Consider the following 15,746-nt stretch of genomic DNA (forward strand, 5'->3'; position numbering starts at 1 on the left):
AAACACTTAACTAATGCGCTAAGCGGATGCAAATATAAGAACTTTATTTCTTCTAAAACAAATAAATCTAAAATAAATTCTAAATCTTTTTTGCCCCAAATTTGTTAATCTAATAACCGAAATAAACCCCTTAAATGTATCTGAACTTTTTTGCTCCACTAACCAGTTACCTAGTTGCTGTTGCGGGTGCAAAGATACACAACCTTTATCCTTTTTCAACTATCTTTTTTAACCTTTTTTTTATCTTTTTTATCAACTTTACGTAACTACCTTGTTTTACGTAGGTTAAAAGTTAAATTTATGCTTTAAAAAAACTATTCCTTATAATATACTTAACGCGTTAGGGATGGAGAGGCCTGTTTGAGCTCTTTTCTATAAGCTCTAAAATCCCTTTAGAGCTTATAGAAAAAGCGAGTAACGACAGCCCGGCCTGCAAGGAAACGCTAGAAAAAATATTTTTACAGGTTATTTAACCATAATATTAGGAAGTGAAATATTACAATTTCTATTAATTAAGTATATATAAAGACTAAGTTTAGCCTATTTATTTGACTACAGCTTGTTTTATGTAATCTTCGTATTCGTACCAAAACAATTCAAACTGATGCATTGTTTTATTAAAAAAAGCATAACAATCTGCCCAAGTGTCTTTATTGTTGATGCTAAACTTAGTGTTATGCACTACATACATACGACTAATTAACTTTCCGTTTTCTAAATAGTATTCTTTATCAAAGATTACATCGGGTACATATTCTGAAATTATGATATTTTTTAATGATAAAATTTGCTCAAAAAGTAATTCTCTTTGGGTATCATCTGAAGCTTCTATATCTAAGGTAATTTCAGCTTTTTTTCTATCGGCTACGAATTTAAATCCAAAATCTTTTATTTTGGTATTGTACAAAACCCATTTTCTAGGGAATGACTTTCCGTAACTTACCCAGAACTCTTTTCTGATTCTAGCTGATTCTTCTCTACTAAACATTTATCCGTGTATAGATTCTTTGGTTCCTAAATTCCCCATTAAGGTAGCTTCGTACTCTAACAAATCTTGCCATTTTTGGTCTACTTCTACTCTTTCTCCATATTCACGCGCAAAGTTTAAGAACAATGTATAATGATTTGCTTCTGAAACCATTAAATCTCTATAAAACTTAGCTAGTTCTTGATCTTCTAGATTTTCTGATAATAAACGAAAACGCTCACAACTTCGTGCTTCTATTAATGCAGCATATAATAATCTATGTACTAATTGATTGGTACGGCTTCCTCCTTTTGGAAAAAACTTAATTAAATCCATTACATATTCATCTTTTCTATCTCTACCTAAAGTAACTCCCTTGGCAATTAATCTATCGTGAACCAATTTAAAATGACTCATTTCTTCTTTTACCAATGCTATCATTTCTGTAACCAAATTGGTATACTCTGGAAAACTTACAATTAATGAAATAGCTGTAGATGCTGCTTTTTGCTCGCAATGTGCATGATCTATTAAAATTTCATCAATATTTTTTTCTGCAATATTTACCCATCTTGGGTCTGTTGGTAACTTAAGCCCTAACATAACTTTTCTCTTTTATTAGTTTTTCAAATCGCAATCCAAAATCTATCATTGCTTTTATTTCTTTTACGCTTGCCAATCTTTCTTTCTTAAAAATTAACAATCCATCTTTATTAGATTCTATATGATAGTAGATATTACTTTCTAAAAACAATAAAATATCATCCGTAAAAAAATCTAACACTTCTTGTCTGTTTGTTCCTGACAAGTAAAATCTTTTATTGAAATCTGGATGATTATCTACTTCTATATCTGAAAGTTCGGTAAACTGTTTTACATACTCAAACAATCCTTCTTTATCTAAAGTAAATTCTGGGATTTGATAATCTACTTTTACATGAAACATCGTAGATCGTATTAACTGACGAGCAATAAAGGCTCCTTCTGTAAATACAACATCAAATAACTTATCGTTTCCGTTGACTAGCAAATTTTTTGTTCTTTCTACTCTTCTTGTTTTAAAGTAAGTAAACTGAGATAACAAATCCATTGGCTCTGTAACAAATGGAGTATAATCCCATCCGAAATCTTGAGCTACTAAACCTAAATTTTTCTGCCTTTTTGTTAAGGAAAGTTTATCACCTAAATCTCTACTTTTATTAATGTTTCTAGGAGCAAATGGATGTAGACTTGTTGTACCATGTAAATCTAACCCTGTTACTTCTAAATTTCCTTGCTTGCTTTCGAACTTTTCTACATAAGTATGAATGTTTTCCATAACCGTATTATCTACAAAACGACAACGTGAAAAATCTACCACCACGTTTTCATGCTCAGGTATTCTATTTAATTTATTTTTTAATCTGTAAAAGTTTACAAAAGAACTAAAGTTTTTTACGCTTACGTAATAACTACCATCTGTTTCTTTATACATTAAAACATTGGGTTTTAATCCATTTCTAACAAACATGATGATTTCTTTATTTACAACTACATGTACTATAAACGTTGCTAAAATTCCTATTAGAATACCAATTATTAGACTGGTAAATATGGTTGTTAGCAGGGTTGCAAAAAAGATAATTAATTGTTCGTATCCTACTTTAGATACAGCTAAAATATTTTTAGGAGCTGCTAGCTTATAACCTGTATATACCAAGATGGCTGCCAAGGCAGACAAAGGAATCATTTTTAATTGTGTTTGAAACAATATTAAAAAAGCTAATAAAAATATTGCATGGAAAAAATTTGCAGATCTGTTTGTGGCTTTGTTATTTACATTTACAGAGCTACGAGCAATAACTGTTACTACATTTAATCCTCCTAAAAAACCACTTATAATGGTTGCAAAACCTAAAGCTTTTAAATCTTTATTTACATTAGATCTTCTTTTTAAAGGGTCTAATTGATCAACTGCTTTTATACTTAACAAAGATTCTATACTAGCGATTAGGGTAATAGATATTACAGCTGTTATAAATTCTGGCGTATAAGACTTTCCAAAATTAGGAAATGCTAAACTTGAAAAAACATCATTAGGAATATTAATTAACCAAGCCTCATCTATTGGATGTTCTTGTTTTAATACCAGTTGAAAAAAGTAACTCATTCCAACAGCAAAAACAACAATCCACATAGGAGCGGGAACTAACTGAAAATATTTGTTACGAATTTTTGCATGGAAAATCATGATAAATAAACTAACCAAACCTACAATTCCTGCATAAAAAAAGTTGTGATTGTCTGTTACAATAAAAGTATTTATTGTTTTGGGAATTTCCAGTAACAACTCCACCAAGCCTCCATCTTCATTGGAATTTCCTAACATTACATGAAATTGTTTGGCAAAAATACCCACACCTATAGCCGCTAACATTCCTTGTATGGCTGTTGACGGAAAAAAATCACTTAAAATTCCTAATCGCAAAAAACCTAGCAAGACCATTATAAATCCAGAAACTACAATAGCCGCAAGCGTATACATATAGCCTAACTGCATATCGCCACCTCCCAAAGTGGTAATAGCCGTTAACAACACAACCACTAATCCATTACCTGGCCCTGTAATTGTAACATTGGAACCTCCAAAAATAGATACAATTATACCTCCAACCACTGCAGCTATAATTCCAGAAATAGGTGGTGCTTCTGATGCCAAAGCCAAGCCTAAACCTAAAGGCAATGCTATTAAAGAAACAACAAATCCTGCAAAAATATTTTGTGGTAAAGCAGATAAAAATTGATTAGGGGCTTTTTGAACTGGCATTTGTTATTTTATAATTAATACATCTGTAGGCAATTCTGACAAGATAAAACTTAAATCATTTGCTACAATTTTCTTGATAAAACTTTGGTGTTTAGGAGTGTCCATAATCAATAAATCGGAACGAACTACACGAGCATAATGACCTATAGAATAAGAACTTTTACCAAAAATTCCTTGTAATTTAATTTCTATATTATTTTTAAATTCTACAGGTAGTACATTTAAAATCTTTTTTACTCTTAAATTCTCTTGATGCGTTTTTCTTTCGTGATTAATAGCTGCTCTTCTTAACGATCTATCATCATCAATCTTTACCTCATTGTTTTTAATTTCTTCAACAATTGTTATTTTTTTTGATGATAAACTTTGAGCAACATAAAAGGCTGTTGATATTGTATTATGAGATCTATCCGATTCCAATCCGTTAACAACAATATGTTTTTTAAAAATTTCTTTCTGCGATTGATTGATTAAAAGTAACACAGAACAGTTTACTTTTTTTGTGAGCTTTCTTGCTACAGAACCTAAGTAATGCTTCATTAGGTTTTCTCTTTTTACAGCTCCTAAAATCAACAAGTCTATTTGATTTTCATCACAAATACTTGACAAGACTTTTATCGGATTTCCTTCTTTAAAAAGATAAACTACATCTCCTAAAAAACAAAACTCATGAACAATAGCTTTAAACTTATTTTCTTTCTGTTGGTCCTTTTCCCCAATATGAACAACATATAATTTTGCTTTAAAGTAAGTAGCAAATCTACATGCTTGCATTAAGTTAGCCTTTAAACTTGGTGAAAAGGCTGCACCTACTAATATTTTATGAAATTTTTTAATGAGCTTTATTTTTAGAAACTAAATATACTGATTGAGAATTAAATATTTAATCCAAACTTGTTTTTTAACAACATAACATTTGGATTTGTCTCCACTAGTTTTCTGAACTTCTCTTGAGGAGTGTAAATGTATTTTTTCTTTTCCGATTCAATAACAACTGTTTTAAGCTGAATACTATAATTGTTAAGTTCTGTTCTTAAGAAATTTAACAACTTAGACCTAATTGCACCAAACTGTTCTTCCATTAACATGTTAGGTAGTGCAAAAATAATTTCGTTATTCTTTAAAGTAGGCTTATTGGCATTTACAATAGAAAACATATTTAACTGTCCCTCTTGTTTTAATTTCTCACCAAAAACCTCCCATTTTTCTACCAATTTAACTTCAGTAAATGGATCTTTGGGTTTATTACTGTAATCATCATCACTAGCAATATAATCAATATCTGTAAGTTTGTTGTGTACTTTTTTTAAAGATAAAGCAGAAGCTCTTCTTCTTCTAGCAGGTTGGTTAATTCCCTTAATAGGCTCAACCTTGTTTACCTCTGTTTGTTTTTGAATGGTTTGTACTACTGGTTTAGCTACTGTTGCAGAAGCATTTGTAACTTGTACCGGATTATTAACCCTAAAGAAAGTAGCAGGAATTATGAAGTTACTGCTTTTTTTTTTACATCACTAAAAGTAATAGAAGCCAATTGCATTAAACAAAGTTCGACCAGCAATCGTTGATTTTTACTTGCCTTGTATTGTAAATCACAACTATTAGCCTTATCAATAGCTGTAATTAAAAAAGATAATTCTACTTTATTAGCTTGCTCTAAATATTGCTTTTTTGCATTATCACCCACTTCTAATAACTGAACAGTTATATTATCTTTAGCAACTAATAAATCTCTAAAATGAGAAGCTAGTCCGTTAATAAAATGTTGTCCATCAAATCCTTTTGATAAAACAGAATTAAATTCTATTAAAACATCTGGTATTTTATTTTCTACAAGTAAGTCTGTCACTTTAAAATAAATGTCATAATCTAAAACATTTAAATTTTCTGTAACCGCTTGTCTTGTTAATTCTTTTCCTGCAAAACTTACAACTCTATCATAAATAGACAAAGCATCACGCATGGCACCATCTGCCTTTTGGGCAATTACATGTAAAGCATCATCTTCTGCATTTACACCTTCTTGTGCTGCAATACTTTTTAAATGATCTTTAGCTGCAACAACAGTAATTCTTTTAAAATCAAATATTTGACATCTTGAAAGAATGGTAGGAATTATCTTATGTTTTTCTGTGGTTGCTAAAATAAAAATTGCATGTGCAGGTGGCTCTTCTAATGTTTTTAAGAAAGCATTAAAAGCTGCCTGAGACAACATGTGTACCTCATCTATAATATAGACTTTGTATTTTCCTACTTGTGGTGGTATACGAACCTGTTCTATTAAAGATCTAATATCATCTACAGAGTTATTAGAAGCAGCATCTAATTCAAATACATTAAAAGCAAAATCATCTTCTACTTCAGTTTCTGTAGCTTGCTCGTTAATTTTTTTTGCTAGAATACGTGCACAAGTTGTTTTACCAACTCCTCTAGGACCTGTAAATAATAAAGCCTGAGCTAAATGATCATTTTTAATAGCATTTTCTAAAGTATTGGTAATCGCTTGTTGACCAACAACATCGTTAAATGTTAAAGGTCTATACTTACGTGCCGATACAATAAATGGTTCCATGTATAATTTTTAATGATAGCAAATATACCTATTTGCACAATGCTAGACAACAGAGTGGGTTTATAAAAAAAAAGAAAGTCCAGCAATAAAGATTTATTAACTGGACTTATTTGTTGAACATTATTTGTTATTTAAAACAACAATTTAATTTCTACCCCTAAAAATTAAATATGTATAACGTCATTATAAATACCTACCCCTAAATATTTATAAAACAAATATACAAATGTTAGAGATAGTATCCATATCAAATGTTAAAAAAGTTAGAAATTAAACAACTAGTAGCTACTGTACCGAGCCTGATTAACACTGTATTATCCTACTATTTTAATGGGGTTCCATATAAATCAAAGTCTCCGGCCTCATGAATTTTGATTTTCACAAATTCTCCTGTTTTAATATAGTGCTCTTTTGCATCTACCAAAACCTCATTATCTACATCTGGAGAATCATGTTCTGTTCTTCCAATAAAATACTCTCCTTCTTTTCTGTCGAAAATACAGTTAAAAACCTTCCCAACTTTCTCTTGATTTAACTCCCAAGAAATTTCAGCTTGTAATTCCATTATTTCGGCAACTCTCGCTTCTTTTACATCTTCAGGAACATCATCTTCTAAAGTAGCAGCATGTGTATCTTCTTCATGAGAATACGCAAAAACTCCCAAACGTTCAAAACGCATTGCTTCTACCCAAGTTTTTAATTCTTGAAAAATTTTATCAGTTTCTCCAGGATACCCAACAATTAAAGTAGTACGTATTGCCATTTCGGGTACGTGATTTCTAAACTCCTTTAATAACTTATTTGTTTTTTCAAAGGTAGTACCTCTACGCATTGATTTTAAAATCTCTGTGTTGATGTGCTGTAATGGAATGTCTAAATAATTACAAACCTTAGGCTCTGATTTCATTACATCTAAAACATCAAGAGGGAAACCAGCAGGAAAAGCATAATGTAAACGAATCCATTCAATTCCTTCCACTTTAACCAACTCCTTTAATAAGTCTGCTAAGTTTCTTTTTCCGTACAAATCTAATCCGTAATAAGTTAAATCTTGGGCTATTAAAATTAATTCTTTAATTCCGTTAGCAGCTAATTTACCAGCTTCGGTCACTAGATCTTCTATAGGTGTAGATTTATGCTTTCCTCTCATTAAAGGAATAGCACAGAAAGAACAAGGTCTATCACAACCTTCTGCAATTTTTAAGTAAGCGTAATGTTTTGGAGTGGTTGTTAAACGCTCTCCTATTAACTCGTGCTTATAGTCTGCTTCTAAAACCTTTAATAGATTTGGTAAATCTTGTGTTCCAAAATACTGATCTACATTACTGATTTCAGCTTCTAAATCTGGTTTATATCTTTCAGAAAGACATCCGGTAACATATACTTTATCTACGAGTCCTTCTTCTTTTCTATTTGCATAGTGAAGAATTGTATTTACAGATTCTTCTTTGGCTTTACCTATAAATCCACAAGTATTGATTACAACAATATTACCTTCATCATTCTCATCTTCATGAACTACATCTTTTCCGTTGGCTTTTAACTGCCCCATTAAGACTTCAGAATCATAAACGTTTTTAGAACAACCTAAAGTAACTACGTTTATTTTATTTTGCTTTACTGTTTTTGTACGCATTGTATTTAGCTTTTTAGCCTTTTGCTATTAGCTTTTAGCCAACAACTAATCGCTAAAAACCAACGGCTTAAAATTATTTAAAGAAAGAATCTACAAATTCAAATTTATTGAATACTTGTAAATCATCTATTCCCTCACCAACACCAATATATTTTACTGGTATTTTAAACTGATCAGAAATACCTATTACCACCCCACCTTTAGCAGTACCATCTAATTTGGTAACAGCTAAGCTAGTAACCTCTGTTGCTAAGGTGAATTGTTTGGCTTGCTCAAATGCATTCTGCCCTGTAGAACCATCTAAAACTAATAATACATCATGCGGAGCATCTGGCACCACTTTTTGCATTACTCTTTTAATTTTAGTTAACTCATTCATTAAGTTTACTTTGTTATGTAATCTACCTGCAGTATCTACAATAACAACATCTGCATTTTTAGAAACTGCAGATTTTAAAGTATCAAAAGCTACCGAAGCAGGATCAGATCCCATATCTTGACGAACAATAGGAACATCTACTCTATCTGCCCAAACCTGTAATTGATCTATAGCTGCAGCTCTAAACGTATCTGCTGCTCCTAAAACCACACTTAACCCTTGTTTTTTAAATTGAGCTGCCAATTTACCTATGGTGGTAGTTTTACCTACTCCATTTACACCAACAACCATTAATACGTAAGGCTTTTTGTCTTTAGGAATTACAAACTCCGTTGCATCTTCATCATTCGTTTCTGATAATAAACCTGCAATTTCTTCTCGTAATATTTTGTTTAGTTCATCTGTACCTAAGTACTTATCACGATCAACTCTTTCTTCTATTCGATCAATAATTTTTAAAGTTGTATTTACTCCTACATCAGAAGCAATTAACACTTCTTCTAAGTCATCTAATACATCTGCATCTACCTTAGACCTTCCTGCAACAGCTTTGGAAAGCTTTGACAAAAATGAGGTTTTAGATTTTTCTAAACCTTTATCTAAAGTTTCTTTCTTTTCAGAAGAAAATATTTTTTTAAAAAAACTCATAATTTAACTATTTACCTGTGTTCTTGTTATTTAACAAGAAAGCGTTAAAATACAAAAAAAGCTACTTTCGATAATGAAAGTAGCCTTTGTATTGTCAAATTTTACAAAAAATTATTTTTTTGCAAAAAAGTCTTTTACTTGTGTAGGGTCCATGATAGCTTCAACAAAAGTATAAGCTCCTGATTTTGGAGACTTTACCATTTTGATAGCTTTAGACAATCTCTTAGAACCTGTCTGTAACGATGCTACTGATTTCTTTGCCATATCCTATAATTATTTAATTTCTTTATGAACAGTCATTTTCTTCAAGATTGGATTAAATTTCTTAATCTCTAATCTATCTGGAGTATTCTTTTTGTTTTTAGTTGTAATGTATCTTGAAGTTCCTGGTTGACCAGAAGCTTTGTGCTCAGTACACTCTAAAATAACCTGTACTCTGTTTCCTTTTTTTGCCATCTCTATATATCTTTTTACTAAGAAAAAATTATTTAACTAAAAATCCTTTTTCCTTTGCTTCTTTAATTACAGCAGAAATACCTTTTTTATTGATATTCTTTAACGCAGCAGTAGATACTTTTAAAGTAACCCACTTATCCTCTTCAGGGATATAAAAACGCTTTGTAATTAGGTTAGCGTTGAATTTTCTTTTTGTTCTATTTAAAGCGTGAGAAACATTATTCCCAACCATAGCTTTCTTACCAGTAAGTTCACAAACTTTTGACATCTCGTATCAGTTTTAATTTAATTCTAAACGGAGTGCAAATTTAACAACAATTAATGGTACAAACAAAATTAATTTAGTGATTTTTTAATATTTCTTTACTTAACATTTCAAAAGCCTTGTTTTTAGCCTGTTCTATGACCTTTTCTCTAGGCTGACCAAAGTTAAATTTTTCTACAATTACTTGATTTTCTGTTGCAATTGCAATAAAAACAATACCAACATCTTCTTTTGTATCGTCAGAAGTAGGACCAGCGTTTCCTGTAGTCGAAATAGCATAGGTTGCTCCCGTAACACGTTGAATTCCTAAAACCATTTGTTTAGCCACTTCTGCGGATACTACAGAGTATTTTTGAATCACCTCAGCAGCCACTCCTAATAAATTTTGTTTTAAAGCAACATTATAAGCTACAACCCCTCCTAAAAAGAATGCTGACACTCCACTTTGAATAGTAATTTCATGGGCTATTTTTCCTCCTGTACAACTTTCGGCAACGGCTAAAGTTTGTTTATTTGCTATTAGTGCATCTTTTATAAAATTTATATAGTCTACATCTCCCACCATAAAACTATAGCCTTTAAAAACCTCAGCAATCTTAGCTCCTTCTTCTAAAAGAATCTTTTCTAAAATGCTTTTATTAGAGTGTACACCTGTTAATCGCAGTCTTAAACGTCCTGGTGCGGGTAAATAAGCTAATTTGATAAACTCAGGGATTTGATTTTCAAATTCCTCTAGCATTTCGGCAGCAGTGCTTTCACCTACTCCATACAACACATAAGTTTGATAAGCTTGAGAAGGAAACCCTCCTATTTTTGTCAGCCTTGGCAATACTTCATTCTCCACTAACCCTTTCATTTCAAAAGGAACACCTGGTAAGCTAATTACTATTTTTTCTTTTTTCTGAAACCACATTCCTGCAGCTGTTCCAATTGGGTTGGGTAAAATAGTCGCTTCTTTTGGCAACATGGCTTGTGCTTTGTTTAATTCTCCAAAAGGAATTCCTCGCTTTTTAAACATTGCTTGCACTTGAGCCAATACTGTTTTATTCAAAACCAGTTCATCACCAAAATATTCGGTAAGTGTGTATTTTGTAATATCGTCTTTGGTAGGCCCTAAACCTCCCGTTACAATAATTAAATCTGCAACAGAAACTGCATGGTCTATTCCGCTAACAATAGCTTGTTTGGTGTCTGATATGGAAACCGTTTCTACCAACTCCACTCCCAAGGCATGTAACTTATTTGCAATCCACTGTGTATTGGTGTCTAAAACTTGTCCTATTAAAATTTCATCGCCAATGGTTATTATACTCGCTTTCATATTTTCTATACAAAAACAGAGGCCTTAGCCTCTGTATGTTATCTTACTTTAATATCTATTAACTTTTCATTTTCCAGATAGCCTTTTAAGGTATCTCCTTTTGTTACTGGGCCTACACCACACGGAGTTCCTGTAAAAATAATATCTCCTTTTTTTAAGGTATAAATGGTAGAAATGTAAGCTATAATTTCATCGATCTTAAAAATCATGTCCGATGTATTTCCTACTTGGACTTGCTCATCATTTTTTTCTAACTTAAAATTGATATTGTTTAAATCTGCAAATTGTTCCTTAGCAATAAAAGATTCTCCAATTACTGCACTTCCATCAAATCCTTTGGCTTTTTCCCAAGGTTGCCCTTTAGCTTTTAAATCTAACTGAACATCGCGAGCGGTAAAATCTATTCCTAAACCAATTTCATCATAGTACTTATGAGCAAATCGTTCTCCAATGTGCTTTCCTACTTTATTAATTTTTACCAAAACTTCTATTTCATATTCTACTCTGTTAGAAAAAACAGGAATTACAAATGGATTTTTTTTAGGTAAAACCGCTGAATCTGGCTTTAAGAAAACTACAGGTTCTGTTGGAATAAAGTCTCTATCAAACTCTTTGATATGCTCCACATAATTCATTCCTATACAAATGATTTTCATATGCTTTTAATTTTTATTAGATCACCTAATTACTACTCTCCCGTTTCTGGAAAAACAATCGCCTTATTATTGTCTACAATAATCTGATTGTTTAAATGAGATTTTACTGCTCTTGCCAACACCATTGTTTCAATATCTGCTCCAATAGCTTTTAATGTTGATGGTGTACTTTCATGCGTAACACGTTCTACATCTTGCTCTATAATAGGCCCCTCATCTAAATCTTGTGTAGCATAATGCGCTGTTGCACCAATTAACTTTACCCCTCTATCATATGCCCTCATATAAGGATTTGCTCCTTGAAAAGCGGGTAAAAATGAATGGTGAATGTTGATGATTTTATTTGGATAATGATTGATAAAATCATTTGATAAAATTTGCATATAACGAGCCATGATAATTAAATCAATGTTGTTAGAATCAAACAAATCAATCAATTGTTGTTCTTGTTCTTTTTTAGTATCCTTAGTTACCGGTAAATGATAAAAAGGAATTCCAAACATATCGGCAATAGGCTTTAGCTTGGTATGGTTACTTACCACCATTTTTACATCGCAATGTAATTTATTTTCTTTGTTACGTTGCAGCAAATCGTATAAGTTGTGTGTGGTATGAGACACCATAATAGCCACTCTTTGCTTTATAATTCCGTAATCTACACTCCAAACAATTGCATCGGCTTCTGCCAAACGAGCAAAACGTTCTTCTAATTGTTCTTTACTAATAATTACAGAATCATCAGACTCTATACGCAAACGCATAAAAAACATTCCATCAATAGAATTGGTGTACTGTTGTGCGCTTACCAAATTAAATCCTTCTTGATAAAAGAAGTGTGTTAATTTAGCTACAATTCCCTTTTGATCGGGACACTTTATTAAAAAAGTTATGATTTGTGGTTTCATTTATTTTTAGTTGGTGGTTCTTAGTTAGTGGCTGTCGGTTAACGGTCATATTTCCATCAACAAACGACTACAAACCATAAACTATTTATACTATGTATTTTTTATCAAAATTTGGTTTACGTTTTTCTAAGAAAGCATTTCTACCTTCTTTAGCTTCGTCTGTCATATAAGCCAAACGTGTTGCTTCTCCTGCAAACACTTGCTGTCCTACCATTCCATCATCGGTTAAGTTCATGGCAAACTTTAACATTCTAATAGACAAAGGTGATTTTCCTAAAACTTCTTGAGCCCACTCGTAAGCAGTATCTTCTAACTCTGCATGAGGAACCACCTTGTTTACCATTCCCATTTCAAAAGCTTCTTGAGCAGAATAGTTTCTACCTAAAAAGAAAATTTCTCTGGCTTTTTTCTGTCCTACCATTTTAGCTAAATAAGCAGATCCGTAACCACCATCAAAACTAGTGACATCAGCATCTGTTTGTTTAAAAACAGCGTGTTCTTCGCTTGCCAAAGTCATATCACAAACTACATGCAAACTATGTCCACCACCTACTGCCCATCCTGGAACTACAGCAATAACTACCTTAGGCATAAAACGAATTAAACGCTGTACTTCTAATATATTTAAACGGTGTGCACCATCTTCTCCAACATATCCTTGGTGTCCTCTTGCTTTTTGATCTCCTCCTGAACAGAAAGAATATACTCCGTCTTTGGTAGATGGACCTTCTGCAGACAATAACACCACTCCAATATTTTCATCCTCTTGTGCATCGTAAAAAGCATCGTACAATTCCGATGTTGTTTTAGGTCTAAAAGCATTTCTTACGTTTGGTCTGTTAAACGCAATTCTTGCAACTCCATCACATTTTTTATAGGTAATATCTTCGTATTCCTTAATTGTTTTCCAATTGATTGTTGACATGCGGATCTATTTCTTTTTTGTTTTTAATAACAGTGGGTAAAGTTATCATTTTAATTTTATTTCAATCTGTGTTTTCATCAATCTACACAGCAAACAGAAATTCATCTTAAACCTTTGATTATTAATTATTTTACCAACAAAAAACAGTAACTTTGCAATCCCCAATTTTTAAAACGACTAATACTTTTAGCGTAATCCTTTGATAAAAAGCATTTTATCAACAAGTAATAAGCATACAAAGGAAGCCGTTAAAAATGGACACTATTTATGAAAAAAAAGGTTGAAATTTTAGCACCTGCCAAAAACCTAGTTCAAGGTATGGCAGCCATTAATGCAGGAGCAGATGCTGTATATATTGGAGCTCCACAGTTTGGAGCACGAACAAACGCAAACAACTCGGTAGATGATATTGCCGAAATGGTAAGATATGCTCACTTATTTAAAGCGCAAGTTTTTGTAGTGATTAACACCATATTATATGACAATGAGTTAGATACTTGTCAAAAATTAATTCACGAATTATACCATATAGGAGTAGATGCCTTAATTGTACAAGACATGGCCATTTTTGAAATGGACTTGCCTCCTATTGTAATTCACGCAAGTACACAAGCCAACAATAGAGATCCTAAACAAGTAGATTTTTTGCAAAAAGCAGGGATGAAACGTGTGGTTTTGGCCAGAGAATTAAACTTGGATCAGATTAAAGAAATTAATGAAGCCTGTGATGTGGAGTTAGAGTTTTTTGTTTCTGGAGCGTTGTGTGTTTCTTTTAGTGGAAATTGCTACATGAGTGTTGCTGGTGGAGAACGTAGTGCCAACAGAGGTTCTTGCGCACAAAACTGTAGATTACCCTACAAACTTACCGATGGAAATAATGATACTTTAATAGAAAGCAGTCATTTATTATCTATTAAAGATTTAGACTTAAGCGATCAATTACCTCAAATGATTGAAGCAGGAATTATGTCTTTTAAAATTGAAGGTCGTTTAAAAGACGTGGTTTATGTAAAAAACAACGTGTCTTATTTAAGAAAACGCTTAGATGATTATTTAAACGGTGACGGTAAAGAGAACTTTAAAAAAGCTTCATCAGGTAGAACATTCTACACCTTTGATGCTGAAATGGGAAGAAGTTTTAACCGTGGGTATACCGATTATTTTGTAAACAAACGTTTCAAAAAAATTGGTTCGTGGGAAAGTCCAAAATCTAAAGGACAGATTATAGGAAAGGTTTTAGAAATTAAAAACGGAAAGTATTTAATTGAAAATGCTGACAAATTAAATAATGGTGATGGTCTTTACTTTATAAACGAAAATAACGAAGCCGATGGAGTACAAGTAAACACTGTAGACAACGGATGGATTACTCCTAACAACTTTAAAAACATTGCTATTGGAACTTTAATATCTAGAAACTCTGATGCCAATTTTAACAAACAAGTTGAAAAAGACAATAGTGCTATTAGAAAAATTGGAGTAGAATTAAAATTTGAAGAGACTCAATACGGTTTTCAATTAACAGCTACTGATGAAGATGGACACACTAGTACAGAAGGATTTAAAGTAACTAAGGAATTAGCTAAAAAAGAAGGTTTCTTAAAAGACAATTTAGAAAAGAATCTAATAAAAACAGGTAACACTCCTTTTATTGTAGATGATGTTACTATTGAATTAGAAGACAATTGGTTTGTGCCTATTTCTAAAATTAATGAGATTAGAAGAACTGTTTTAGAAAATCTAATCGATATTAGAATTGAAGAATACGATAGAGATGAACAGCCTATTGTAAAAACAGATCATCCTTATCCTGAAAAAACATTAGACTTTACCTACAATGTTTCTAATAAATTGGCCAGACAATTTTACAAAAGACACGGTGTAGAAGAAATTGAAAAAGCTTTTGAATTACAATGGGAACCTGGAAAGGCCAGAGTAATGACAACTAAATACTGTGTAAAGTACGAATTAGGTAAATGTGCTAGATTCCAACGTGAAACCATGGGAGAAAAATTAAAAGAACCCTTAACCCTTACACACGGAGAAAACGAATACAAACTAAAGTTTAATTGCAAACCCTGTGAAATGGAAATTTGGGAAAAAGATGCAGAACTAGAGTTTGAAGAAGAGATGTAAACAAAAAGCAGCCAATTGGCTGCTTTTTTACTTTAAACAAGTAGCTTAACAATTTAACAACAACATACTTTATTTAT

15 protein-coding genes and 1 pseudogene are annotated in these 15,746 nt (G+C 31.9%); 1 reads left to right on the forward strand and 15 read right to left on the reverse strand.

Annotation, left to right across the window (positions count from 1 at the left end; translation table 11 throughout):
* Nucleotides 1-544: 544 nt before the first annotated feature.
* The 15 genes and pseudogenes from GGR97_RS08785 to GGR97_RS08850 form a co-directional block, all read right to left on the reverse strand.
* Entirely contained in the window at nucleotides 545-988 is a 444-nt protein-coding gene (locus GGR97_RS08785; RefSeq protein ID WP_167898151.1) for a DUF4268 domain-containing protein, read from the reverse strand.
* On the reverse strand, nucleotides 989-1,570 hold the full coding sequence (gene miaE, locus GGR97_RS08790; protein WP_167898152.1) for a tRNA-(ms[2]io[6]A)-hydroxylase: 582 nt from the start codon (nucleotides 1,568-1,570) through the stop codon (nucleotides 989-991). It lies immediately after the preceding gene.
* Entirely contained in the window at nucleotides 1,557-3,773 is a 2,217-nt protein-coding gene (locus GGR97_RS08795) for a SulP family inorganic anion transporter (protein WP_167898153.1), read from the reverse strand. The genes miaE and GGR97_RS08795 overlap by 14 nt, the downstream gene beginning before the upstream one ends.
* 3 nt (nucleotides 3,774-3,776) lie before the next feature.
* A complete protein-coding gene (locus GGR97_RS08800; protein WP_167898154.1) occupies nucleotides 3,777-4,547 on the reverse strand; it encodes a universal stress protein in 771 nt (256 codons plus the stop codon).
* Nucleotides 4,548-4,648: 101 nt separating this feature from the next.
* The gene (locus GGR97_RS15475; protein WP_449441495.1) at nucleotides 4,649-4,987 is read right to left on the reverse strand and encodes a hypothetical protein; all 339 of its coding nucleotides are present in this window, start codon (nucleotides 4,985-4,987) and stop codon (nucleotides 4,649-4,651) included.
* Nucleotides 4,988-5,245: 258 nt separating this feature from the next.
* A pseudogene (gene dnaX, locus GGR97_RS15480) lies at nucleotides 5,246-6,342 on the reverse strand (DNA polymerase III subunit gamma/tau); the annotation flags it as partial.
* 322 nt (nucleotides 6,343-6,664) lie between these two features.
* Nucleotides 6,665-7,978, reverse strand: a complete 1,314-nt coding sequence (gene rimO, locus GGR97_RS08810) for a 30S ribosomal protein S12 methylthiotransferase RimO (protein WP_167898155.1) — start codon at nucleotides 7,976-7,978, stop codon at nucleotides 6,665-6,667.
* 73 nt (nucleotides 7,979-8,051) lie between these two features.
* Nucleotides 8,052-9,005: a signal recognition particle-docking protein FtsY gene (gene ftsY, locus GGR97_RS08815; RefSeq protein ID WP_167898156.1), complete on the reverse strand. Its 954-nt coding sequence runs from the start codon at nucleotides 9,003-9,005 to the stop codon at nucleotides 8,052-8,054.
* 111 nt (nucleotides 9,006-9,116) lie between these two features.
* Nucleotides 9,117-9,269 (reverse strand): DUF4295 domain-containing protein, encoded by a 153-nt coding sequence (locus tag GGR97_RS08820; protein WP_167190757.1) that lies wholly within the window; start codon nucleotides 9,267-9,269, stop codon nucleotides 9,117-9,119.
* Nucleotides 9,270-9,278: 9 nt separating this feature from the next.
* Nucleotides 9,279-9,461, reverse strand: a complete 183-nt coding sequence (gene rpmG, locus GGR97_RS08825; protein WP_010134999.1) for a 50S ribosomal protein L33 — start codon at nucleotides 9,459-9,461, stop codon at nucleotides 9,279-9,281.
* 28 nt (nucleotides 9,462-9,489) lie between these two features.
* Nucleotides 9,490-9,729: a 50S ribosomal protein L28 gene (rpmB, locus tag GGR97_RS08830; RefSeq protein ID WP_167898157.1), complete on the reverse strand. Its 240-nt coding sequence runs from the start codon at nucleotides 9,727-9,729 to the stop codon at nucleotides 9,490-9,492.
* A gap of 73 nt (nucleotides 9,730-9,802) precedes the next feature.
* Nucleotides 9,803-11,047, reverse strand: coding sequence for a CinA family nicotinamide mononucleotide deamidase-related protein (locus GGR97_RS08835; RefSeq protein WP_167898158.1), 1,245 nt, complete (start codon nucleotides 11,045-11,047; stop codon nucleotides 9,803-9,805).
* Nucleotides 11,048-11,085: 38 nt separating this feature from the next.
* Nucleotides 11,086-11,703 (reverse strand): fumarylacetoacetate hydrolase family protein, encoded by a 618-nt coding sequence (locus tag GGR97_RS08840; protein WP_167898159.1) that lies wholly within the window; start codon nucleotides 11,701-11,703, stop codon nucleotides 11,086-11,088.
* Between the two features lie 32 nt (nucleotides 11,704-11,735).
* A complete protein-coding gene (purU, locus tag GGR97_RS08845; RefSeq protein ID WP_167898160.1) occupies nucleotides 11,736-12,608 on the reverse strand; it encodes a formyltetrahydrofolate deformylase in 873 nt (290 codons plus the stop codon).
* Nucleotides 12,609-12,693: 85 nt separating this feature from the next.
* The gene (locus GGR97_RS08850) at nucleotides 12,694-13,533 is read right to left on the reverse strand and encodes a 1,4-dihydroxy-2-naphthoyl-CoA synthase (RefSeq protein ID WP_167898161.1); all 840 of its coding nucleotides are present in this window, start codon (nucleotides 13,531-13,533) and stop codon (nucleotides 12,694-12,696) included.
* A 267-nt stretch (nucleotides 13,534-13,800) separates the two neighbouring features.
* Here GGR97_RS08850 and GGR97_RS08855 point away from each other — a divergent pair, with 267 nt between their 5' ends.
* Nucleotides 13,801-15,669 carry a peptidase U32 family protein gene (locus tag GGR97_RS08855; protein WP_167898162.1) on the forward strand — a complete coding sequence of 623 codons (1,869 nt, stop codon included), beginning with the start codon at nucleotides 13,801-13,803 and terminating at the stop codon, nucleotides 15,667-15,669.
* Nucleotides 15,670-15,746: the final 77 nt, after the last annotated feature.

It is taken from the genome of Wenyingzhuangia aestuarii, from assembly GCF_011927765.1.
GTDB lineage: Bacteria > Bacteroidota > Bacteroidia > Flavobacteriales > Flavobacteriaceae > Wenyingzhuangia > Wenyingzhuangia aestuarii.